Here is a 24,104-nt window from a genome sequence, read left to right as displayed (position 1 = left end):
TTCGTAGCTTACTTGGTTAAGACAGCTTCAATACCTTTCAGAGCGTTCTCTGTTACAACCATTACGCTAGCATCCAAAACACGATATGTGTTAAGTTCTGCTGCGTTGGCAACGCGAACATTCTGCAAGTTGCGAGCTGACAAATATACATTTTTGTTTGATTCTGGCAAAACTACGAGCACCTTCTTATCGACAACGTTGAGATTCTTTGTAAACTCAACACAGCTCTTCGTCTTGGGAGCTTCCAGATTGAAGTCTTCAACAACAACAATAGCGTTCTCCTGTGCCTTGTAGCTAAGAGCGCTACGGCGAGCAAGAGCTTTCACCTTCTTGTTGAGCTTGAAGCTATAGTTGCGGGGCTTCGGACCGAACACGCGAGCACCACCAACGAGCACCGGTGAATTGATATCACCACGGCGTGCACCGCCACCGCCTTTCTGACGGCCGAGCTTCTTAGTAGAACCGCTCAGCTCGCTTCTTTCTTTAGACTTTGCCGTACCCTGGCGCTGAGCTGCCATGTAGTGTTTCACGTCGAGGTAGATGGCGTGGTCATTCGGCTCTATGCCGAAAACAGAATCGTTCAGAGTAACTTTTCTGCCGGTATCTTCACCTTTGATATTAAATACGCTAACTTCCATTACTTTTCAACAATTACGATTGAACCTTTACATCCTGCAACTGAACCCTTGATCAAGAGTAAGTTGTGCTCAGGGATAACTTTTAAAACTTTCAAGTTTTGAGTGGTGACGCGCTTTCCGCCCATCTGGCCACCCATGCGCATACCCTTGAAAACTTTTGCAGGGTAAGAGCAGGCACCGATAGAACCCGGTTTACGCTGACGGTCATCCTGACCGTGAGTCATCTGACCAACACCGCCGAAACCGTGGCGTTTAACAACGCCCTGGAAACCATGACCCTTAGAAGTTCCTGCTACATCAACGAAATCTTCGTCTGCGAAAACATCAGAAACACTGAGGGTATCGCCCAAATTCAGTTCCTTGTCAAAACCTGTGAACTCAGCCAAGTGGCGCTTGGGAGTGGTACCAGCTTTCTTGAAGTGACCGAGAAGGGGAGCAGAAGTATTCTTCTCTTTTGCCTCCTGGAAACCTACCTGAACGGCAGCATATCCATCTTTCTCAACGTTCTTCACCTGAGTTACCACGCAAGGACCTACTTCGATAACAGTGCACGGCACGTTCTTGCCGTCGGCACTGAAAACGGATGTCATTCCGATTTTCTTTCCTAATAATCCTGGCATTTCAGCTTGATTAATTTATGTAAATAAAAATATTAAAATCTATTTTGTGCGTAGCCCAAATCCCATCGCGACTGAGAAGTGGGGCGCATGTTGCTCTCACAACTATTAGGCTTAACGCCCTTATAATAAAGCAGGTATCTAACGTTTCCTACTTTTCGCGGGTGCAAAATTACAAAACTTATTTTATTCCACAAAGAATTTCTCCAATTATTTTTATTTCAGCTATTTAGGAGGTACATCCGAATCTCTGCATTGCAAAAACCAATACAAAAACGCACTTCTCTAATAAGAGAATCGAGCTATACACAAGAAGGACATGAGGACCACTTCAACCATACTCAACGGTAAATCTTCACCCAAAAGGGTGACAGATTGAATCCTTCTTCTGCTACAAAAGAAAAAGGACTTTTTTGTTTTCACGTTGTCACACATGAGCAAAGCAACTTGAAAAGCAAGCATTTACAATGCGCTGCAACAGTCTTTCCTCTTCATTTTATCGTCACACCGTTGTCACACTCTTAACACAAACGTTTTCAAAGCCTTAAACATCAACGGTATCAACGTGATGGCGTGACAACAAAAAAATAACTCCAGAAGAAGAGTAGACATTTTTCTACATCCTGCTTCTCCTACTGCGTCGGCTGCTACTATAAGCGCGCCAGCCGACACAATAAGCCTTTCAGCTCACAGCCTTATTGTATCAGCAAATCCAATAAGGATATTTTTTATACACTCCACCCTCTCTCGCTGCCAAAGAATGATTGAGAACAGCTACAGCAAGGTTCCTCCTACATAGGAAACCATAGCAAGACACCACGCATAGCCTCTCCCACTACACTCTATTTAACCATTAGCTTAGCATAGGACAACAGTTTGAATTATACAAAACAAAAATCCCCTATTCCAGAAATAGAAAGGGGATTTTTTTGCAAATATAAATTCTTCGTCAACGATATTCTTAGTCAGACCAAAGATTACGCTCGCTTGAATGTTTGCGAGTTTCTCCAACCAAATCTGTATCGTCATCATCCTCATCAGGAGGAATCACACTTACGTTAAATCCTACGTTTTTAGATCCAGATCCTGCCAAAGGCTGCCCGCTCTCAAAAAAAACAAGCGCAAAGCTATAAGGGTAGATTTATTACTCTCTATTATTACCGCTATCCTTCCTAAAAGAGTATATAAAAGCTCCTTTTCCTACAAAACAAGAAAAAGGAGCTATACTGTTTTAAACAGTGAGCCTAACGACTACACCTTGATTTCAACTTCAACACCGCACGGAAGTTCGAGCTTCATCAAAGCATCTACCGTCTTAGGAGTTGCGCTGTAAATATCAATGAGACGCTTGTAAGTGGAAACCTGGAACTGCTCACGAGATTTCTTGTTTACGAACGTACTACGGTTTACAGTGATGATGCGCTTGCGCGTGGGGAGAGGAATCGGGCCACTAACGATAGCGCCGGTTGCCTTCACGTTCTTAACGATCTTCTCTGCTGATTTCTCAACGAGAGTGTGGTCGTAGCTTTTCAGCTTAATACGAATTTTCTGACTCATTGTCTTTATTTGTTTTGAATAATCTGTCGGAGACGTACAGGCTAAGAGTCATTCGTTAGCCTGCCGTCTGGACAGTAGTGAAAAAAGTTTTTACTTGATGAGGTCTACGCGGCCATTGATTTCTTCAAGTACCGCACGTGCGATAGAAGAAGAAAGAGGAGCGTGGTGGTGGTATGTCATAGAAGACGTTGCACGACCAGAGGTGATAGTACGCAGAGCTGTTACATAACCGAACATTTCTGCGAGAGGCACCTTAGCCTTTACGATACGAGCACCGCTACGGCTGCTCTCCATACCTTCAACCTGACCACGACGCTTGTTCAAGTCGCCGATAACATCACCCATGTTCTCTTCTGGAGTTACAACTTCAAGAGCCATAATTGGTTCCATCAGAACAGGACCTGCTTGCGCGCAAGAGTTCTTGTAAGCCTGGAGGGCTGCAACTTCGAATGACAACTGGTCAGAGTCAACGGGGTGGAACGAACCATCAAGCAACTCTACTTTGAGGCTATCAAGAGGGAAGCCACCGAGCACACCGGCCTTCATTGCACTTTCAAAACCCTTCTGTACGCTAGGAATGAACTCCTTAGGAATGTTACCACCAGTAACCTTGTTGACAAACTGGAGTCCGCCTTCCTTGAAGTCTTCATCCACTGGACCAACGTTAACGATAATGTCTGCAAACTTACCGCGACCACCACTCTGCTTCTTATAAACTTCGCGGAGGTTAACAGTCTTCGTGATAGCTTCCTTATAGTTAACCTGAGGTTTACCTTGGTTACATTCTACCTTGAACTCACGCTTCAGACGGTCGATAATAATATCGAGGTGAAGCTCACCCATACCAGAGATAATGGTCTGACCACTCTGCTCGTCAGTACGAACGGTAAAGGTTGGATCTTCTTCTGCCAGCTTTTGCAAACCGAGAGAGAGTTTGTCCATATCCTTTTGAGTCTTAGGCTCAACAGCGATACCGATAACGGGATCGGGGAAGTCCATAGATTCGAGAACGATGGGGTGTGCTTCGTCGCAAAGAGTATCACCAGTGTGGATATCCTTGAAACCAACACCTGCACCGATATCACCTGCGTCGATGCTCTCCATTGGAATTTCCTTGTTGGAGTTCATCTGGAAGAGGCGGCTGATACGCTCTTTCTTGCCAGAACGGCTGTTGTAGATATAAGAACCTGCTGCAATCTTACCGGAATAAACGCGGAAGAATACGAGGCGGCCCATATATGGGTCAGTAGCAATCTTAAATGCGAGAGCTGAAGTAGGTTCGTCTTCGCTTGGTTTACGATCTTCTTCTTCGCCTGTGTCAGGATTCGTACCAACAATGTTGACTGCATCCATAGGGCTGGGAAGGAAAGCACAAACGTAGTCGAGCAAAGGCTGAACACCCTTATTCTTGTAAGAAGAACCGAGAAGCATAGGAGTAATCTCCATAGATACGGTACCCTTGCGAAGAGCTGCGATGATTTCTTCTTCAGTGATAGTAGAAGGATCGTCGAAATACTTCGTCATGAGGTCCTCGTCGAAGTTAGAAGCTTCCTCGAGCATCTTGTCGCGCCACTCTTGAGCTTCGTCAACAAGTTCTGCGGGAACGTCTTCTATATCGTAGTCTGCGCCCATTGTCTCATCGTGCCAAAGGATAGCCTTCATCTTGATGAGATCTACAACACCCCTGAAGTTTTCTTCTGCACCGATAGGAATCTGAACAGGGACAGGGTTTGCGCCGAGGAGGTCCTTCATCTGGCGTACAGTCTCAAAGAAATCTGCACCAGAACGGTCCATCTTGTTCACATAACCAATACGGGGGACGTTGTATTTATCAGCCTGACGCCAAACAGTCTCAGACTGCGGCTGAACGCCATCGGCAGCAGAGTAAGTAGCTACAGCACCATCAAGAACACGAAGAGAACGCTCAACCTCAGCTGTGAAGTCAACGTGTCCCGGAGTGTCAATCAAGTTGATCTTATAAGAATTATTATTCCAGTTCCAAGAACATGTTGTAGCAGCGGAAGTAATAGTGATACCGCGCTCCTGCTCTTGGGCCATCCAGTCCATTGTTGCTGCACCGTCGTGAACCTCACCAATCTTGTGAGTTTTACCAGTGTAGAAAAGGATACGTTCGGATGTAGTCGTTTTACCAGCATCAATGTGGGCCATGATACCGATATTACGCGTCAAATGAAGATCTTGTTTTGCCATTGTTTATTTTATGCTACTTGCTGTTTAGAATCTGAAGTGAGCGAATGCACGGTTAGCCTCAGCCATGCGGTGCATATCTTCCTTACGCTTGAATGCGCCACCCTGCTCATTGAATGCATCCATGATTTCGGCAGCGAGCTTATCAGCCATAGTCTTACCTCCGCGCTTACGAGCGAAAGCAATCATATTCTTCATAGAGATGCTCTCTTTGCGGTCGGGACGAATCTCTGTAGGCACTTGGAAAGTAGCACCACCAATACGGCGGCTCTTCACCTCTACCTGCGGAGTGATTTTATCGAGGGCAGCTTTCCAAATCTCCAGCGGAGACTTTTCATTGTCCTTCATCTTCTCACCTACGAGGTTCAAAGCATTGTAGAAAATCTCATAAGAGATATTCTTCTTACCATCGTACATCAGGTGATTCACAAACTTGGAAACCTTCTGGTCTCCGAAAACGGGATCCGGAAGGATCAAACGTTTTTTTGGTTTAGCTTTTCTCATTTTTCTTATTGGTTTTAATGGGCTGCATCTTTGTTCTTCAACTCGCCGTTGCGATGTTTACTCAACCTTTCTGCAAACCAAAATTTTTATTTCTAATTACTTCTTAGCTGCTTTAGGACGCTTAGCACCGTATTTAGAACGACGCTGCGTACGGTTAGCAACACCAGCAGTATCCAACGTACCACGAACGATGTGATAACGAACACCAGGAAGGTCTTTCACACGACCGCCACGAACCAGAACGATGCTGTGTTCCTGCAAGTTGTGTCCCTCTCCGGGGATGTAAGAGTTGACTTCCTTAGAGTTCGTCAAACGAACACGAGCCACCTTACGCATTGCTGAATTAGGCTTCTTCGGCGTTGTGGTATAAACACGAACGCACACGCCTCTACGCTGTGGGCAAGAATCAAGAGCAGGCGACTTGGAGTTAGCCGTTTCTGCTGTTCTACCCTTTCTTACTAATTGTTGAATAGTAGGCATTTTGTTGATTTTTAATTGTTTATATATTTGTTTTATTTTTCTTACTTGAGATGTAGGCATACAACATGCCTTAGCGGCTGCAAAATTATGAAAAACAATCTGAACGAACAAGATTTCAACAACTTATATTTAGTATCTTTTTCTCTTTCATCCATTCAGAGGACACTTCCTCGGAGCTTTGTGTTCTATTTTTTCGTCAAGACTCACTATGATTTTTCTTCATTTACACATCAGCATAGAAAACATCAGAACGAGTTTTTTCTTCTCCATTCCTCTAAAGATGTATCGCAGAGCATAAATATAAAAACTCGCACGAAAGGTTTCACTCGTGATTTTTTTTTGCGTTTTGTATGGAGGCACAGAATAAGTTTTACCTCACAAAGATGTATATTTGCAATCATAACATCTAACGCATTTCATAAACACATATATGAAGAACTTTTATCCGTTTTTTGGAATGGCTTTAGCAGGTTTTGCACTAAGCCTTCCTATGCAGGCCCGACAACGTCCCAATATCGTTCTTTTTCTAGTAGACGACATGGGATGGCAAGAAACATCTGTTCCTTTCTGGGAACATCCCACTCCGCTCAACAATCGCTACCATACACCAAACATGGAGCGACTTGCCAATATGGGCGTGAAATTCACCCAAGCCTATGCGTGTGCAATATCTTCTCCGTCACGCTGTTCGCTCCTCTCGGGAATGAATGCAGCACGCCATCGCGTGACAAATTGGACGATTCATTTCAACCGAACAACGGATTCTCCCAGCGACTCTATTGATTTGCCCGAATGGAACTGTAATGGCATTCAACCAGAGAAGGCGCAGAACTATGCTAATTTCGGACGAGCTACTTTTATCACTTCGCTTCCTCAACTTCTACACGATCATGGATATTATACCATCCTTTGTGGCAAAGCTCACTTTGGTGCGCAGCAGACACCTGGAGAAAACCCTACAGAGATGGGATTCGATGTAAACATTGCTGGAGCTGCAAATGGTGGTCCTGGCAGCTACTTGGCAGCAGATAATTACGGCCGTGGAGATTTTCACGTGGGCGGTTTAGAAAAATACTACGAAAAAGGAACTTTTCTCACAGAAGCTTTAACGCTCGAAGCAATAGACCATCTCAAAAAGCCCATTGCTGAAAAGAAGCCTTTTTTTCTCTATATGTCACACTATGCCATCCACATACCTTACCAACCTGACATCCGATTCACCAGCAACTACCAAGATCGTGACGGACAGGGCGTTTATGACGAACAGTTAAAGGCGCGGCTCAACAAAAGTGAGATAAATCATGCTGCACTGGTGGAAGGAATGGATAAGAGTTTGGGCGACTTGATGGATTTTCTTGAACAACATCCTAAGACTGCACAAAACACCATCATTATCTTCATGTCGGACAATGGTGGACAGGGTGTGGCCGTCAGACAAGGGAGAGAAGACTATGATCAGAATTGGCCTGCGCGAGCTGGCAAGGGTTCGGCTTATCTAGGCGGAATAAAGGAGCCAATGATTGTTTATTGGCCCAAAGTTACAAAAGCTGGAACGTCTAACGATAACCGCGTTATGATAGAAGATTTCTTCCCATCTCTTCTGGAGATGGCCGGCGTGAGAAACTACAGAACATTGCAAAATGTGGATGGAGTTAGTTTTGTTGACCTTCTAAAACAACCGAACAAACGGCGCGAACGCACTTTCATTTGGCATTTCCCTAACATCTGGACAACGGGTGTCTCACGCGAAGAGGGTTACGGAGCTTACTCGGCTATCATGAAAGGTGACTATCATCTTGTTTATTTTTGGGAAACACGTGAAAAGCGTTTGTTTAATATCAAGGAAGATATTGGCGAACGAAATGATGTTTCTGCTGCCCTACCCGATTTAACACAACGACTTGCGCAGGAACTATCCGATTCTCTGCGCGCCTACAAGGCACAACGCCCAACGTGGAAACGAAACAAACAACAAGTGCCATGGCCTGACGAGCCATAAAAAATAAATGCAAAATCGGGGCGAAGTGGATCACTTCGCCCCGATTTTTCTATTTTTATTTAACACACTAAACTAATTGTGGGATGAGCTGGTCACGATCTCCAGGCAGAAGATCGATAACTGGAACTTCAGGCATAGTATAGCAGCCAGGTTGCTGACGCATTGTTGCACGAGCTGAACAAACAAGGATTTGAGCGGTAAGTGCGGGATTATTGATATGCATCTTAAATTCGAACAGCTGATTCTGAGTTGTTCCGCTAACGCCTTTTCGCGTAAGATCTACACCATGTCCCATATCAATCACATCGTCCACGCAAGGGACCTGCTGAACGTGAGTCTCATCATGTACGAAATAAGGATCATTCTTGATAGCTGCTTCCACTTCTTTGAAGTCAGCGCCTTCTTCCAATTCGATATAAACCATGCGGCGATGAATGCTGGTACCGAGAGGAATCGTCATGGAAAGAGCTGCTTTCACACCTTTGATTGCTTTCACAGCCACTGTGTGACCCATACTCATACCTGGGCCGAAGTTTGTATATGTCACGCCCTTTGGCGCAATGGCCTGCAACATCGTGCGAACAATAGAATCGGTACCTGGATCCCAACCAGCAGAGATGATACTTACTGCATTATGTGCCAACGCAGCAGCGGAAAGTTTTGAACGAAGTGCTAACACCTCCGTGTGAATATCGAAACTATCAACAGTATTGATTCCCAAAGCCAGAATAGGCTTAGCCGTTTCTTCAACCTTGCGTGAGGGAGTTGCAAGAATAGCCACATCTACCTGACCGAGTTCTTGTATATCTTTCACTACCTTGTAAGAGGCAAGTTCTTGTGGTTGTTTTTCTTCGGGATGACGACGAACAATACCTACAAGTTCGAAATCGGGTGCAGCCTCAAGAGCCTGCAATGTATAGTGGCCAATATTGCCATAGCCAACTATTGCTGCCTTAATTTTTTCCATTGTTATATATGATAATTAAATTTCATCTGCGAAATTAGTTATTCCAGTAATCTACCACAATGCTTTTAATATTATTTATACCACTTTAATGTATCGATAAAACAAATAGCCCCCTTGCAATGAATGCTTTTCCCTAAATATTTCAATGCATAATATAAAAAGAGCTGGAAGAAATCTTCCAGCTCTCATATAAAAATCTAATGTAAGTCTAATTCTTACTTCTCATCGATAGTGCTGATAGCAACGCGGTTCCATTCTGGTTCAGAGAACATCTTACCGATACCCTGACCTTCAGCAGTCAGACGCTTAGCAGCGATCTTGTACTTGTTAACGAGCATTGTCTTAACAGCATTAGCACGAGCCTCTGCAAGGCGCATGTTCAGATCAAGAGGACCTTCGGGAGAAGCGTAACCCTTGATAGTAGCAGTAGCTGCAGAATGATTCTTGAGGTAGATAGCAACGCGCTCTACGTTAGGCATCTGAGAAGCGTCGATAACGCTCTTACCTTGACGGAAAGTAACAGCAGATTCCATCAGACGGTTAGTTTCTTCCTTCACCTTAACAACTGGCTTCTGGTTGCGGCAGTCGTTGAGCTGGTTCTGGAGGTCAGCGATCTGACGATTAGCTGCGTCGAGCTGAGAATCCTTATCAGCGAGCTGACCACGGAGGTCGTTGATACGTGCGTTCAGACCATCGATTTCAGCTTGGTCGCGCGGAGTAACAACAGTGAAGTGGTGAGCGCCGTTAGAACTCTTGAAGTGGTAAGTAACACCAGCCATGAGCTCGATGTTGCTGTGATGCAAATTGAAGCGAGCGCCATTATAAGGATCGTTACCACGATAAGAGAAGTAGTCAAGATCCCAAACGATAGCGGGCTTAACAGCGATAGTCCAAGCCTTACTTTCACCGAGGTTGAACAACAGGTTCAAACCAGCCTTTGCAATGAAGTCATTACGGCCAGTTCCATCAACTTTCACAAACTTATTAACAGTAGAATTGTTGATGTAGTTAGCGTTCTTATTGAAATAGTAGCGCCAGCCACCACCAAATACACCTTCAAGTTCGAAAGTACGCGGAGTACCCGTGTAACCACCGAAGAAGTTCATGAAGTTCAACTTACCCAAAACTACCAAGTCGTTGTAGTCAACAACAGTCTTAGAGTCTGTCCAGTTGAAAGCTGCGTGATCCTGAACTGCAATACCGAAAGCAGGAACGATCTGCTTCGTCAATTCAGCACCTGCAATGCCACGCATGCCACCGAAGAATGCACCTTGCTTCCAAGCCTTGTGGGAGCCTTCCATCTGATGAAGAGCAGTAGTAGCAGTAGTAACACCACCTTCTACACCAAAAGACCAATTGTCGAAGAACTTGTTGCCTTCGTAGCCCTGTGCGTTTGCACCAAGTACCATTGCACTTGCTGCAATCAATGTAAATAATTTACGCATAGTTAAATAAAAAAATTAATGATTTAGTATTTCTACTTATTAGTTATCTTAAGTTTTATATATATTTCTATCGAGTTCTTTAAGTGTCTAATTAGACGCTGCAAAATTCAATATAATTTTTGATATGTGCAAACCTTTCAACAAAAAACTACATATTTTTATTGAGTCTTCATCAAAAATCAGTATTTTTACTTGGCTTTTTGAGTTTTATAGCCTACTTTTGTCGTATACAAGTAGCAAAAACAGACAAATCTTTAATAATAAACACTTTGACTAAAATGGAAGATCAAAACAATCCTCAAGATGGTCAGCTCCAGATTGAACTGACTCCAGAAGTTGCAATGGGCAACTATGCAAACCTTGCAATTCTGTCACACTCTCATGCAGAGTTCATTGCCGACTTTGTTCGTGTTCTCCCTGGCATGCCTAAGGCTCCAGTAGTGGCTCGTATTATGTTGGCTCCTGAAAACGCTAAGCGTTTGCTGGCAGCTTTGCAAGATAATGTGCAGAAATATGAAGCTCAGTTTGGTCCTATAGAACTTCCTGAGTTGGCACAGGCTGGTAGCAAAACGGCAAATCCTTTCGGTGTTCCCCAAGGTAACGCTTAAAAATAGCTGTCCATAAAATAAAGCGGACAACCTAATTAGGTTGTCCGCTTTTTATTTACTTGAAAACTCTATGCAGGATGGGCAAAAGGTTTGAGGCGTAAAAGAGATTTTTATAAGAGGACTTAGATAACAATGATAAGTATAGCAAAAAATATCTTTATTGTGTTTGAGAAAACAATAAGGTTATCAGCTGACGCGCTTATTGTATCAGCTGACCCAATAAGGATATTGAACTGTCTGCAAGAGATGGCACATTTTTAGGGAGGATTCCCTCTGAAAGGATTTGACCTAAAAAAGGTCGATAGAATAAGGAGTGCCGCCCTCGTTTTGAGAGCGGCACTCCTTATAAGATATTTAACGAAGAAGTGGATTTACGCTTCTGCTTCTTCTTTTTGCATACGTCGATAATCATCCATATCGCCAACAATGAGGTGACTGAACTCACGCATACCTGTACCTGCTGGGATGAGGTGACCACAGATAACGTTTTCTTTCATACCTTCGAGCTGGTCGGTCTTACCACTGATGGCAGCTTCGTTGAGCACCTTGGTTGTTTCCTGGAAGGAAGCAGCCGACATGAAGCTCTTAGTTTGCAATGCTGCGCGTGTGATACCTTGAAGCACCTGAGTGGACGTTGCTGCAACAGCATCACGAGTCTTAACGAGCTTGAGGTCGCGGCGTTTCAACTGAGAGTTTTCATCGCGGAGCTTACGAGCTGTTACAATCATACCCTTCTTCATTGTTTCACTGTCGCCAGCATCAACAACGACCTTCTTACCCCAGATGCGATCATTCTCATCTGCAAAGTCGAGCTTGTCGACCATCTGAAGTTCGAGGAAGCGAGTATCACCTGGATCATTGATCTGTACCTTACGCATCATCTGACGAACGATAACCTCAAAGTGTTTATCATTGATCTTCACACCCTGAAGACGGTAAACGTCCTGTACTTGATTCACGATATATTCCTGTACGGCTGTCGGACCCATAATTGAGAGGATGTCTGACGGAGTGATAGAACCATCGGAGAGGGCTTCACCTGCACGAACATAGTCGTTTTCCTGCACCAGAATCTGCTTTGACAGAGGTACGAGGTACTTCTTGATTTCGCCGAGCTTAGAGGTTACAATGACTTCGCGATTACCACGCTTCAGTGATCCCATCGTTACCTCACCATCAATTTCACTAACCACTGCAGGGTTGCTCGGATTGCGGGCTTCGAAAAGCTCTGTCACACGAGGAAGACCACCGGTAATATCACCAGCCTTACCAACAACACGTGGAATCTTCACAAGAACTGCACCTGCCTTGAGATCTTCTCCGTCTTCAACAACAATGTGACCATTGATGGGGAAGTTGTAGCTATGGAGAATTTCACCCTTCTCGTTAAGAATATCAACAGTAGGAATCTTATTCTTTTCTTTGGACTCTATTACGATGCGTTCGCGCAAACCTGTAGCTTCGTCTTCTTCTACACGATAGGTTATACCTTCAATAATATCATTGAAGCGAATCTTACCTGAGAATTCTGTTACAATCACAGCATTGAAGGGGTCCCACTTGGCAATCACTGTGCCCTTTTCAACGTGATCTTTATCCTTAACAAAGAGTTGAGAACCATAAGGTACATTCTGAGCTGAAAGAACGATACCTGTATGCTCGTCCACAAAGCGGACTTCAGCCAAACGTCCCACAACAACCTTTCCGGCACTTCCGTCTTCGTTGGTAATTTCTACCGTACGAAGTTCATCAAATTCTACTCGGCAATCTTGCTTAGAAACAATGGTTGCTTTAGCAGCATCGTTAGAAGCAATACCACCAGCGTGGAACGTACGAAGAGTCAGCTGTGTACCCGGTTCACCGATAGACTGTGCTGCAATGACACCTACAGGTTCTCCCATCTGCACTAAGCGATGAGTAGCCAAGTTGCGACCATAACACTTCTGACAAACGCCGTGCTTGCTCTCACAAGTGAGAACCGAACGAATCTCAACACTCTCGATTGGACTTGCTTCGATTTCATCTGCAATGGCTTCGGTGATTTCTTCACCTGCAGCAACGATAAGCTTACCAGTTGTTGGGTGAATAATATCGTGAACACTTACACGTCCAAGAATACGCTCACCCAAAGAAGAGATAATTTCATCACCATCTTTAAGGGCTGTACATACGAGGCCACGGAGTGTGCCACAGTCTGTTTCATTGATAATCACATCATGGCTAACATCCACCAAACGGCGTGTCAGATAACCAGCATCGGCAGTCTTCAAAGCGGTATCGGCCAAACCCTTACGAGCACCGTGGGTAGAGATAAAGTACTCCAACACGCTCATACCTTCCTTGAAGTTAGAAAGAATTGGATTCTCAATAATTTGCGCTCCTTCTGCACCAGCTTTTTGGGGCTTAGCCATCAAACCACGCATACCTGCCAACTGAGCAATCTGATCAGCAGAACCACGGGCACCAGAATCCAACATCATGAACACGGCATTGAAACCTTGGTCGGCTTCTGTCATCTGTTTCATCAATGTCTTCTTCAAGTCGGTATTAACGTGTGTCCACGTATCAATTACCTGATTGTAACGCTCCTTGTCGGTAATGAAACCCATATTATAGTTGGAGGTAATCTGATCGATCTCGTCGTTACCACGCTGCACAATCTCTTTCTTCTCAACAGGAATGATGATATCATCAAGGTTGAATGAAAGACCACCTTCGTACGACTTACGATAACCCAGATTCTTGATACCATCCAGGAATTCGCAAGCACGAGCCATGTTTACAGTCTTAATTACGCGTGCGATGATATCACGTAGAGACTTCTTAGAAATGATACCATTGAAGAAACCAACCTCTTGAGGTATGATCTCGTTGACAATGACGCGACCTACAGAAGTTTCAACCATGTGGCGGAGAGGGAAGCCTTTCTCGTCAACATCGTCAACGATAACCTTCACTGGAGCGTGAACGTCCACCTTGCCTTCATTGTAAGCAATGATAGCCTCTTCTGCACCATAGAAAGTAAGGCCTTCGCCTTTGGCTCCTTTACGCAGTTTTGTGATATAATACAAACCGAGAATCATATCCTGTGAAGGTACTGTAATAGGAGCACCATTGGCAGGATTCAAGATATTGTGGCTCTGAAGCATCAATACTTCTGCCTCCATAATAGCTTCGTTGCTCAGGGGAAGGTGAACCGCCATCTGGTCGCCGTCGAAGTCGGCATTAAAAGCCGTACATGCTAACGGGTGGAGTTGAATAGCTTTACCCTCGATAAGTTTAGGTTGGAAAGCCTGAATACCCAGACGGTGAAGAGTCGGTGCACGGTTGAGGAGCACTGGATGACCTTTCATCACGTATTCGAGGATGTCCCAAATCACAGGATCGCGACGGTCTACAATCTTCTTTGCGCTCTTCACCGTTTTAACAATACCGCGCTCGATGAGCTTACGAATGATAAACGGTTTATAGAGTTCTGCTGCCATCAATTTTGGCAGACCGCATTCGCCCATTTTCAACTCAGGACCAACAACGATTACAGAACGCGCAGAGTAGTCTACACGCTTACCGAGAAGGTTCTGACGGAAACGACCTTGTTTTCCTTTGAGAGCATCTGAGAGAGATTTCAGAGGACGGTTACTATCGCTCTTGACGGCACTACTCTTGCGAGAGTTGTCAAAAAGACTATCAACAGCTTCCTGAAGCATACGCTTCTCATTACGAAGGATTACTTCGGGAGCTTTGATTTCGATGAGCCGCTTCAAACGATTGTTACGAATCAAGACACGACGATAGAGGTCATTCAAGTCCGACGTTGCAAAACGACCGCCATCAAGAGGCACGAGTGGGCGAAGATCAGGCGGCGTGACAGGCAAAATCTTCATAATCATCCATTCGGGACGATTCGTATCTTTACTTGCACGGAAAGATTCAACAACCTGAAGTCGCTTCAAGGCCTCATTTTTACGTTGCTGTGAAGAGTCGCTATTCGCACGGTCGCGAAGTTCGTAACTCATCTGGTCAAGATCAAGACGGCTCAAGAGGTCATAAACAGCCTCTGCACCCATCTTAGCAATAAACTTATTGGGGTCAGTATCTTCCAAATACTGATTTTCTTTCGGGAGTTTGCGAAGGAGTTCGAGATATTCCGTTTCCTCAAGCAACTGCATATACTCAACATCGTCTGCCAAAACTCCTGGCTGAATAACGATATAGCGTTCGTAGTAGATGACAGAGTCGAGTTTCTTAGTAGGCAACCCAAGAAGGTAGCCCATCTTGTTGGGGAGTGAACGGAAATACCAAATATGAGCCACGGGCACTACAAGTGCAATGTGACCAGCACGCTCACGACGCACCTTCTTCTCTGTTACCTCAACACCGCAACGGTCACAAACAATACCTTTATAGCGAATACGCTTGTACTTACCGCAATGGCATTCATAGTCCTTTGTTGGACCGAAAATGCGCTCACAGAAGAGGCCATCTCGCTCTGGTTTATAAGTGCGATAGTTGATGGTTTCAGGCTTCAGAACCTCACCATATGAGTTTGCAAGAATCTCTTCTGGAGAAGCCAAACCAATGGTAATCTTCGTGAAGTTACTCTTTATCTTATTGTCTCTTTTAAAAGCCATGATATTCTATATATATAATTGTGTAAAGAGTTTCCGGGATTAGTCGAGCTTGATGCTGAGACCCAAACCGCGAAGCTCGTGGAGCAGGACATTGAGAGATTCAGGGATACCTGGAGTAGGCATCTGTTCGCCCTTAACGATAGCTTCATAAGCTTTGGCACGGCCTGTTACATCATCAGACTTAATAGTGAGCACTTCTTGCAGCACATGAGAAGCACCAAAAGCCTCAAGTGCCCAAACCTCCATCTCACCAAAACGCTGACCACCAAATTGTGCTTTACCACCAAGGGGCTGCTGAGTAATGAGAGAGTACGGACCAATAGAACGTGCGTGCATCTTATCTTCAACCATGTGACCGAGTTTCAACATATAGGTCATACCTACAGTTGCCTTCTGGTCGAAGGCCTCACCTGTTGCTCCATCATAGAGCTGCATAGAACAATAGCGTGGTAAGCCTGCCTTATCGGTCCATTCGCAAAGGTCATCGAGATGTGCACCATCAAAGATAGGCGTAGCAAACTTCACACCGAGGCGATAACCTGCCGCACCGAGCACAGCTTCGAAAATCTGTCCGAGGTTCATACGAGAAGGCACACCCAGCGGGTTCAAGACAATATCAACTGGACGGCCATCGGGCAAGAATGGCATATCTTCCTGACGTACAATCTTGGAAACAATCCCCTTGTTACCGTGTCGACCTGCCATCTTATCACCCACTCCAATCTTACGCTTCTTAGCAATATAGACCTTTGCCATCTGAATGATTCCTGAAGGAAGTTCATCACCTATAGTGATAGAGAACTTCTTTCGTTTGAGCTCTGCATCCATCTGGTTATACTTATGGAGATAGTTCAGGACAAGACGACTTATAAGATTGTTAATACGCTCATCAGTAGTCCAGTTGTTAAGCTGCAGTGAAGTAAAGTCAAGGGTTTCTAAAACAGACTTAGTCAATTTAGCCCCCTTAGCAATTACTTCTGTACCAATTGTATCCTTCACGCCAAGAATCTTTTGGTCTTCCACCAAAGCAAGAAGCTTGGTTATCATAAGATTCTTCAGCTCTTCTGTATCCTTTTGGAACTTATCGTCAAGTTTCTGCAACGTAATCTTATCTGCTGCCTTAGATGCACGCGTTTTGATAGCCTTACTAAAGAGTTTGCGATCAATAACAACACCTGTCAAAGAAGGATTTGCTTTCAAAGAAGCGTCCTTAACATCGCCAGCTTTATCACCAAAGATAGCACGGAGCAATTTTTCTTCCGGCGTAGGATCGCTCTCACCCTTCGGCGTGATCTTACCAATCATTATGTCACCAGGCACAACGCGAGCACCTACACGGATGATACCGTTCTCATCAAGATCTTTCGTTGCATCTTCGCTGACATTTGGAATATCATTGGTCAATTCTTCCATTCCTCGCTTCGTCTCGCGAACTTCGAGGGAGAATTCGTCTACATGAACAGAAGTCAGAATATCTTCACGAACCATGCGCTCATTGAGCACAATAGCATCCTCGTAGTTGTATCCCTTCCAAGGCATGTATGCAACGAGGAGATTACGGCCAAGAGCCAACTCACCATCTTCTGTAGCATAACCTTCTGTGAGAATATCGCCTTTTGTCACACGCTGACCAACAACGCAGATCGGGCGAAGGTCAAAGACCATGTTTTGGTTCGTACGATGGAACTTAGGAATACGATATTCCTTCACTGCAGAATCAAAGCTAACAAAATCATCGTCTTCTGAGCGATCGTACTTGATACGGATAACTGTTGCATCCACAAATTCAACCACACCATCACCCTCTGCAGATATCATAGTGCGAGAATCAACACACACTTGACGCTCAATACCTGTACCTACAATAGGAGCTTCAGAATGAATCAAAGGAACGGCTTGGCGCATCATGTTTGAACCCATCAATGCACGGTGAGCATCATCGTGTTCAAGGAAGGGAATCAATGAAGCTGCTATAGAAGCAATCTGCTGCGGTGCAACGTCCATCAAGTCAACTTGTGCAGGCGGAACAACAGGATAATCTGCATCCTGACGACACTTTACTTTTGAGCGAATGAAAGTACCATCTGGATTCAACGGTGCATTACCCTGACCGATAATCTTTTCTTCCTCTTCCTCTGCACTGAGATAAACTACATTGTCGTTATTCAAATCGACAATTGAATCTCTCACTTGACGATAGGGAGTCTCTATAAAGCCGAGGTCATCGATCTTTGCATAAACACAAAGAGAAGAAATCAAACCAATGTTTGGACCTTCAGGAGACTCAATCGGGCAAAGGCGACCATAGTGAGTATAGTGTACGTCTCGAACTTCGAAACCAGCACGCTCACGGGAAAGACCGCCAGGACCAAGAGCAGAAAGACGGCGCTTGTGAGTAACCTCTGCAAGCGGATTTGTTTGGTCCATAAATTGAGAAAGAGCATTTGTTCCGAAGAAGGAATTGATAACGGAAGAAATCGTCTTAGCGTTAATCAAATCCATCGGAGTAAACACCTCATTATCGCGAACATTCATACGCTCGCGGATGGTGCGGCTCATACGAGCCAGACCTATATTAAATTGATTTGCCAACTGTTCACCAACCGTGCGAACACGACGGTTACTTAAGTGGTCTATATCATCGACAGTAGCTTTAGAGTTTATCAACTCAACAAGGTACTTGATAATTTCAATAATGTCTTCACGAGTCAAGACGCGAGTATCGTTATCGGTCGTTAAACCAAGTTTCTTATTCATACGATAGCGACCAACCTCTCCAAGGTCGTAACGCTTATCAGAAAAGAAAAGATTGTTGATAACTTCACGTGCACTTGCATCATCTGCTGGATCTGCATTACGCAACTGGCGATAAATGTAAGTAACAGCTTCTGACTCCGAATTACAGGGGTCTTTCTGAAGAGTGTTGAAGATAATACTGTAATCCGTTGAAGAAGAATCCGCGTGGTGTACTTCAATAGTTTGAGCACCTGAATCTATGATCTTTTCGATATCATCTGCTTCAATAATACTTTCACGCTCGAGTATTATTTCACTACGATCAATAGAAACAACCTCACCTGTATCTTCATCAACAAAGTCCTCCACCCACGTTTTCATAACGCGTGCAGCCAACTTGCGACCAACAGCCTTCTTCAAATTGGTCTTATTAACCTTGATTTCATCAGAAAGATTGAAAATCTTAAGAATGTCTTTATCACTTTCAAAACCGATAGCACGGAGAAGAGTCGTTACGGGTAACTTTTTCTTACGATCGATGTAAGCATACATAACGCTGTTAATATCCGTAGCAAACTCTATCCAAGAACCTTTGAAAGGAATGATACGCGCACTATACAGTTGAGTTCCGTTGGCGTGTACACTTGAACCAAAGAACACACCTGGTGAGCGGTGCAACTGAGAAACAACTACACGCTCTGCACCGTTGATAACAAAGGTACCATTTTCCGTCATATAAGGAATGGGGCCCAAGAAAACATCTTGAACGACCGTATCAAAATCCTCATGATCTGGATCCGTGCAGTACAACTTAAGTTTCGCCTTCAGAGGCACACTATACGTAAGGCCTCTTTCGAGACATTCCTCTATCGTGTAACGTGGAGCATCGATATAATAGTCGAGGAATTCAAGCACAAAGTTGTTGCGAGTATCTGCAATAGGGAAATTCTCAGCAAAAACTTTGTACAGACCATCGTTTTTACGCTTTTCTGCCGGAGTGTCGAGTTGGAGGAAATCCCGATAGGATTTCAGCTGCACGTCGAGGAAATCCGGATAAGGCATCGGATTTTGTACTGACGCGAAGTTTACGCGACCATCAATAATTTTAGACATTCTATTGAATTTGTTGATTGGACTTCACCTTGACAAAAAGGTCAAAGTAGTTTATAGACACAAAAAGGTTAAGAACCCTCTACCAGAGGATCCTTAACCGAATGTTTATGAGAAATTGACTTAGGCGATTTCTACAACTGCGCCTTCAGCTTCAAGTGCCTTCTTCAGTGCTTCTGCTTCTTCCTTAGCAACACCTTCTTTCAGCTTGCTAGGAACACCGTCTACGAGGTCTTTAGCTTCCTTCAGACCGAGGCCACACTGCTCTTTAACAGCCTTAACAACCTTCAGTTTAGCAGCACCTGCATCTTTCAGGACAACGTCGAAAGCAGTTTTTTCTTCTGCTGCTGCAGCACCACCTACTGCGGGACCAGCAGCAACTGCAACAGCTGCAGCTGCGGGTTCGATGCCATACTCTTCCTTGAGGACCTGTGCCAACTCGTTAACTTCTTTTACTGTCAAATTTACCAATTCTTCAGCAATAGCTTTGATATCTGCCATTTTCTTTTAATGTATTTATTTGTTTTTAAAATCTATGTTATATAGCGGGTCTCAATCGCTTACTCGGAGCGCTCGCCCAAAGTTTTAAGCACACCGTGAATAGTCTGTGAACCAGACTGGAGAGCTGAGATAACATTCTTCGCTGGAGATTGCAGCAAAGCCACAACTTCTGCGATAACCTCGTTCTTGCTCTTAATTGCAACGAGTGCGTCGAGATTTTCAGCACCTACGTAGATTTCTTCCTCTGCGTAAGCAGCCTTCAGAGCGGGAATACCTGTTGCCTTACCTTCTTCCTTGATGAGCTTTGCAGGGACATTTGCTGTGTTACAGAAGAACACTGCTGTTGTTCCTTTCAAGCTATCATAAAGAGGAGTAAAGTCAGTTTCAGATTGTTCAAGTGCCTTGTGAAGAAGGTTATTCTTAACAACAACCATCTTAATTTCAGACTTGAAGCACTTTCTTCTCAATGCACTGGTAGTTTCGGCATTTAAGCCTGTAACATCTACCAGATAAAAGTGAGCGTATTCTTTGAGTTTCTCACCGAGCTTCTCGATGATAATAGCTTTATCTTCCTTTCTCATGATTCTTATTCCTATTAAGCTTCGTCAACAGATTTGGGATCTACTTTAATACCCTGACTCATCGTTGAGGAAAGATAAATACTCTTTATATACGTACCTTTTGCAGCAGAAGGCTTCAATTTGATAATAGTATCGATGAATTCCTTTGCATTACCGAAGATTTGTTCGGGAGAGAAAGAAACTTTACCAATAGAGGCGTGTACGATACCTGCCTTATCAACCTTAAAGTCAATCTTACCTTGTTTTACCTCACGGACAGCTTTCTCAACGTCCATGGTAACAGTACCACTCTTAGGGTTAGGCATCAAGCCACGCGGACCGAGCACACGACCCAGCGCACCAATCTTACCCATGATGGCAGGCATAGTGATGATAACATCAATATCAGTCCAACCACCTTTAATTTTCTCGATATATTCGTCGAGACCTACATAGTCAGCACCGGCAGCCTTAGCAGCTTCCTCCTTATCAGGAGTACAGAGGCAGAGCACGCGGACAGTCTTACCCGTACCATTTGGAAGAGAAACCACGCCACGAACCATTTGGTTTGCCTTGCGAGGATCCACACCAAGACGTACGTCGATATCCAATGAAGCATCAAACTTCGTTGTAGTAATTTCCTTAACGAGTTGTGCGGCTTCTTTCAGCGTGTAAGCTTTCCCTGCTTCAACTTTACCAGCGACGGCTTTCTGATTTTTTGTCAGTTTACTCATTCTTGTTTTAAAATTGAAGTTTATTTATTCTCGGGGAATTCACCTGAAACCGTGATACCCATGCTACGAGCCGTACCGGCGATCAAACGCATTGCGGCCTCTATAGTAAAGCAGTTCAAATCTGCCATCTTGTCTTCAGCGATTGCCTTCACTTGTTCCCAAGTAACGCTTCCCACTTTTTGACGATTGGGCTGTGCAGAACCACTTTTCTTCTTTGCTGCTTCAAGCAATTGCACTGCTGCAGGAGGAGTCTTAATAATGAAGGAGAAAGTCTTATCTGCGTAATACGTGATTACTACAGGAAGAACCTTTCCAGCCTTATCCTGCGTTCTGGCATTGAACTGCTTGCAGAAATCCATAATATTAATACCCTTAGAACCCAGAGCAGGACCTACGGGAGGAGCAGGATTTGCAGCGCCGCCTTTAATCTGTAATTTGATTAATCCAGCAACTTCTTTAGCCATTGTTATTTTTATTATTTAATTTATAAGGAATCGAAGATTACGTAACATTAACCCAATTCCTTCTCAACTTGCATAAAACCAAGGTCGAGACCTGTACTGCGGCCGAAAACCTTCACGGTAACCGTCACTTTCTTCTTCTCTTCGTCTACCTTTTCGATAGCGCCAGTGAAGCCTGCAAACGGCCCCTCCGTAACCTTTACCACTTCGCCGACAACATAAGGAATCTCCATGTCTTTGACATCGTCCTCAATTTCGTCAACTTTTCCAAGGATTCGGTTCACCTCTGCCTCACGTAAAGGTTCCGGATTTTTCATATCCGGAAGAAAACCTAATACATTTGGAGTATTACGCAAAGTATGCGCAATCTCACCTACCAGCCTAGCTTCCACCAAAACATAGCCAGGAAGATAGCTTCTCTCTTTTACAACTCGTTTATTCCCACGCATCTGTACGACTTTCTCAGTGGGAATAAGAACCTGGGCTACATTTCCATTCAGACTACCGTTTTTAATCTCGGCGTCAATGTACTCTTTCACCTTAGCCTCTTTGCCACTGATTGCGCGAAGGACATACCAAGCCATTGAAACTGATGCTTCAGCCATTTTACTTGAAGGAATTAAAATTTAGACAGAATAGATGAGCTCCATAAGAGTACGGAAAACCCAATCCATGCCAGCCACTAAGAGCGCAAGTACAAGGGAAGCAACCAGTACAATAATTGCACTATGCGTCAATTCCTGGCGGGTTGGCCACGTGGTCTTATGAGCTAGTTCGTCGTAAGAATTCTTGCAATATGTAACTATGTTATTTAACATGAGTTCTTCTAATTAGCACGGGAAGAGAGGCTCGAACTCCCGACACCTGGTTTTGGAGACCAGTGCTCTACCAACTGAGCTATTCCCGTAGGAAACAGGTTCCTTCCGTGGAAGAAAACCTGTAATTATAAAATATACTGTCGGATTAATCGTCAAGTACTTCAGTAATCTGACCAGAACCAACCGTACGGCCACCTTCACGGATAGCGAAACGAAGACCTTCGTTGATTGCAACAGCGTAGATAAGTTCTACAGAGATCTCTACGTTATCACCTGGCATTACCATCTCGATACCTTCAGGGAGATGAATCTCACCTGTACAGTCCATGGTACGGAGATAGAACTGAGGACGATACTTGTTACCGAATGAAGTATGGCGACCACCTTCTTTCTCAGTAAGAACGTAGATAGAAGCCTTGAACTTCTTGTGAGGTTTGATAACACCCGGGTGAGTAACTACCATACCACGCTTGATTTCTTCCTTGTCGATACCACGGAGCAACAAACCTACGTTGTCACCAGCTTCACCTGTAGGAAGAGTCTTACGGAACATCTCAACACCAGTTACAACAGACTTCTTGTCTTCGCCAAGACCGAGCAACTGAACTTCGTCACCAACCTTAACGATACCAGTCTCAATACGACCAGTAGCAACAGTACCACGACCAGTGATAGAGAACACGTCCTCAACAGGCATCAAGAATGGCTTATCAGTATCACGAACAGGATCCAAAATCCATTCGTCAACTGCATCCATCAACTTCTTAACGCTGTCTACCCACTTCTCAACGCCGTTCAAAGCACCGAGGGCAGAACCACGAATGATAGGAGTATCCTCTTCGTAGCCATATTCCTGAAGAAGCTCTTGCATATCCATTTCTACGAGTTCGAGCATCTCCTCATCCTCAACCATATCGCACTTGTTCAGGAACACAACCAAACGAGGAACGTTCACCTGACGAGCGAGCAGGATGTGCTCACGAGTCTGAGGCATAGGACCATCAGTTGCAGCAACTACGATGATTGCACCGTCCATCTGAGCAGCACCAGTTACCATGTTCTTCACATAGTCGGCGTGACCCGGACAGTCAACGTGAGCATAGTGACGCTTTGCAGTCTCGTACTCAATATGAGCGGTATTGATAGTAATACCACGCTCTTTCTCTTCAGGAGCGTTGTCAATCTGATCGAAAGACTTAACGTCTTCGCTACCGTAACCAGCGTCATGAAGAACCTTAGAAATAGCAGCAGTCAGAGTGGTCTTACCGTGATCGACGTGACCAATAGTACCGATGTTAACATGCGGCTTGGTACGCTCAAATACTTCTTTAGCCATAGCTTTATTTAATTTATATGAATGAATATCTTATTTAGAACCCTCTTTTCAGAGGAGATAGAGCTGTTAACGAGACTTGAACTCGTGACCTCTTCCTTACCAAGGAAGTGCTCTACCACTGAGCTATAACAGCAAACACGAGCGGAAAACGGGGCTCAAACCCGCGACCCCCAGCTTGGAAGGCTAGTGCTCTA

At 44.4% G+C, this 24,104-nt stretch carries 19 protein-coding genes and 2 tRNA genes; 2 read left to right on the top strand and 19 right to left on the bottom strand.

The features are described 5' to 3' along the window. Nucleotides 1-8 precede the first annotated feature (8 nt). The 6 genes from rplD to rpsL form a co-directional block, all read right to left on the bottom strand. Nucleotides 9-638, bottom strand: coding sequence for a 50S ribosomal protein L4 (rplD, locus tag ACO4R2_RS08080; RefSeq protein WP_484769839.1), 630 nt, complete (start codon nucleotides 636-638; stop codon nucleotides 9-11). Further along, nucleotides 638-1,258 carry a 50S ribosomal protein L3 gene (gene rplC, locus ACO4R2_RS08075; RefSeq protein WP_484769838.1) on the bottom strand — a complete coding sequence of 207 codons (621 nt, stop codon included), beginning with the start codon at nucleotides 1,256-1,258 and terminating at the stop codon, nucleotides 638-640. Before rplC ends, rplD begins: the two co-directional genes overlap by 1 nt. A 1,248-nt stretch (nucleotides 1,259-2,506) precedes the next feature. Continuing rightward, a complete protein-coding gene (rpsJ, locus tag ACO4R2_RS08070) occupies nucleotides 2,507-2,812 on the bottom strand; it encodes a 30S ribosomal protein S10 (RefSeq protein ID WP_009348403.1) in 306 nt (101 codons plus the stop codon). A gap of 90 nt (nucleotides 2,813-2,902) precedes the next feature. Next, nucleotides 2,903-5,023 carry an elongation factor G gene (gene fusA / locus ACO4R2_RS08065; RefSeq protein WP_311490841.1) on the bottom strand — a complete coding sequence of 707 codons (2,121 nt, stop codon included), beginning with the start codon at nucleotides 5,021-5,023 and terminating at the stop codon, nucleotides 2,903-2,905. A gap of 24 nt (nucleotides 5,024-5,047) precedes the next feature. Further along, nucleotides 5,048-5,524 (bottom strand): 30S ribosomal protein S7, encoded by a 477-nt coding sequence (gene rpsG / locus ACO4R2_RS08060; protein ID WP_009348401.1) that lies wholly within the window; start codon nucleotides 5,522-5,524, stop codon nucleotides 5,048-5,050. 96 nt (nucleotides 5,525-5,620) lie between these two features. Further along, complete coding sequence (rpsL, locus tag ACO4R2_RS08055; RefSeq protein WP_009348400.1) at nucleotides 5,621-6,004, bottom strand: 30S ribosomal protein S12; 384 nt, start codon at nucleotides 6,002-6,004, stop codon at nucleotides 5,621-5,623. Nucleotides 6,005-6,434: 430 nt separating this feature from the next. Here rpsL and ACO4R2_RS08050 point away from each other — a divergent pair, with 430 nt between their 5' ends. Beyond that, nucleotides 6,435-8,003, top strand: coding sequence for a sulfatase (locus ACO4R2_RS08050; RefSeq protein ID WP_484769837.1), 1,569 nt, complete (start codon nucleotides 6,435-6,437; stop codon nucleotides 8,001-8,003). Nucleotides 8,004-8,070: 67 nt separating this feature from the next. Here ACO4R2_RS08050 and ACO4R2_RS08045 read toward each other — a convergent pair whose 3' ends face one another. Together ACO4R2_RS08045 and ACO4R2_RS08040 are read right to left on the bottom strand one after the other, a co-directional pair. Then, complete coding sequence (locus tag ACO4R2_RS08045) at nucleotides 8,071-8,970, bottom strand: diaminopimelate dehydrogenase (RefSeq protein WP_347719938.1); 900 nt, start codon at nucleotides 8,968-8,970, stop codon at nucleotides 8,071-8,073. Nucleotides 8,971-9,185: 215 nt separating this feature from the next. After that, on the bottom strand, nucleotides 9,186-10,415 hold the full coding sequence (locus ACO4R2_RS08040) for an OmpA family protein (RefSeq protein ID WP_484769836.1): 1,230 nt from the start codon (nucleotides 10,413-10,415) through the stop codon (nucleotides 9,186-9,188). Nucleotides 10,416-10,693: 278 nt separating this feature from the next. Here ACO4R2_RS08040 and ACO4R2_RS08035 point away from each other — a divergent pair, with 278 nt between their 5' ends. Then, nucleotides 10,694-11,023: a DUF3467 domain-containing protein gene (locus ACO4R2_RS08035; protein ID WP_311490845.1), complete on the top strand. Its 330-nt coding sequence runs from the start codon at nucleotides 10,694-10,696 to the stop codon at nucleotides 11,021-11,023. Nucleotides 11,024-11,394: 371 nt separating this feature from the next. Here the strand turns inward: ACO4R2_RS08035 and rpoC are convergent, their stop codons facing one another. The 11 genes from rpoC to ACO4R2_RS07980 form a co-directional block, all read right to left on the bottom strand. Next, the gene (rpoC, locus tag ACO4R2_RS08030) at nucleotides 11,395-15,654 is read right to left on the bottom strand and encodes a DNA-directed RNA polymerase subunit beta' (RefSeq protein WP_484769835.1); all 4,260 of its coding nucleotides are present in this window, start codon (nucleotides 15,652-15,654) and stop codon (nucleotides 11,395-11,397) included. Nucleotides 15,655-15,693: 39 nt separating this feature from the next. After that, entirely contained in the window at nucleotides 15,694-19,503 is a 3,810-nt protein-coding gene (rpoB, locus tag ACO4R2_RS08025; RefSeq protein ID WP_484769834.1) for a DNA-directed RNA polymerase subunit beta, read from the bottom strand. Between the two features lie 120 nt (nucleotides 19,504-19,623). Next, entirely contained in the window at nucleotides 19,624-20,001 is a 378-nt protein-coding gene (gene rplL, locus ACO4R2_RS08020; protein WP_484769833.1) for a 50S ribosomal protein L7/L12, read from the bottom strand. 59 nt (nucleotides 20,002-20,060) lie between these two features. Then, complete coding sequence (gene rplJ / locus ACO4R2_RS08015) at nucleotides 20,061-20,582, bottom strand: 50S ribosomal protein L10 (RefSeq protein WP_311490854.1); 522 nt, start codon at nucleotides 20,580-20,582, stop codon at nucleotides 20,061-20,063. Between the two features lie 14 nt (nucleotides 20,583-20,596). Continuing rightward, nucleotides 20,597-21,295 (bottom strand): 50S ribosomal protein L1, encoded by a 699-nt coding sequence (gene rplA / locus ACO4R2_RS08010; protein ID WP_311490855.1) that lies wholly within the window; start codon nucleotides 21,293-21,295, stop codon nucleotides 20,597-20,599. A 20-nt stretch (nucleotides 21,296-21,315) separates the two neighbouring features. Then, entirely contained in the window at nucleotides 21,316-21,759 is a 444-nt protein-coding gene (rplK, locus tag ACO4R2_RS08005) for a 50S ribosomal protein L11 (protein ID WP_009348388.1), read from the bottom strand. Between the two features lie 47 nt (nucleotides 21,760-21,806). Next, nucleotides 21,807-22,361 (bottom strand): transcription termination/antitermination protein NusG, encoded by a 555-nt coding sequence (gene nusG / locus ACO4R2_RS08000; RefSeq protein ID WP_009348386.1) that lies wholly within the window; start codon nucleotides 22,359-22,361, stop codon nucleotides 21,807-21,809. Between the two features lie 21 nt (nucleotides 22,362-22,382). Next, nucleotides 22,383-22,574 (bottom strand): preprotein translocase subunit SecE, encoded by a 192-nt coding sequence (secE, locus tag ACO4R2_RS07995; RefSeq protein ID WP_311490856.1) that lies wholly within the window; start codon nucleotides 22,572-22,574, stop codon nucleotides 22,383-22,385. A gap of 16 nt (nucleotides 22,575-22,590) precedes the next feature. Then, nucleotides 22,591-22,663, bottom strand: a tRNA-Trp gene (locus tag ACO4R2_RS07990). A gap of 56 nt (nucleotides 22,664-22,719) precedes the next feature. Next, nucleotides 22,720-23,910 (bottom strand): elongation factor Tu, encoded by a 1,191-nt coding sequence (gene tuf / locus ACO4R2_RS07985; RefSeq protein WP_311354423.1) that lies wholly within the window; start codon nucleotides 23,908-23,910, stop codon nucleotides 22,720-22,722. Between the two features lie 61 nt (nucleotides 23,911-23,971). Further along, nucleotides 23,972-24,043 (bottom strand) — tRNA-Thr (locus ACO4R2_RS07980). Nucleotides 24,044-24,104: the final 61 nt, after the last annotated feature.

The sequence above is a fragment of the Alloprevotella sp. genome (assembly GCF_057240785.1).
This window is presented reverse-complemented; position numbering and strand designations above follow the sequence as displayed.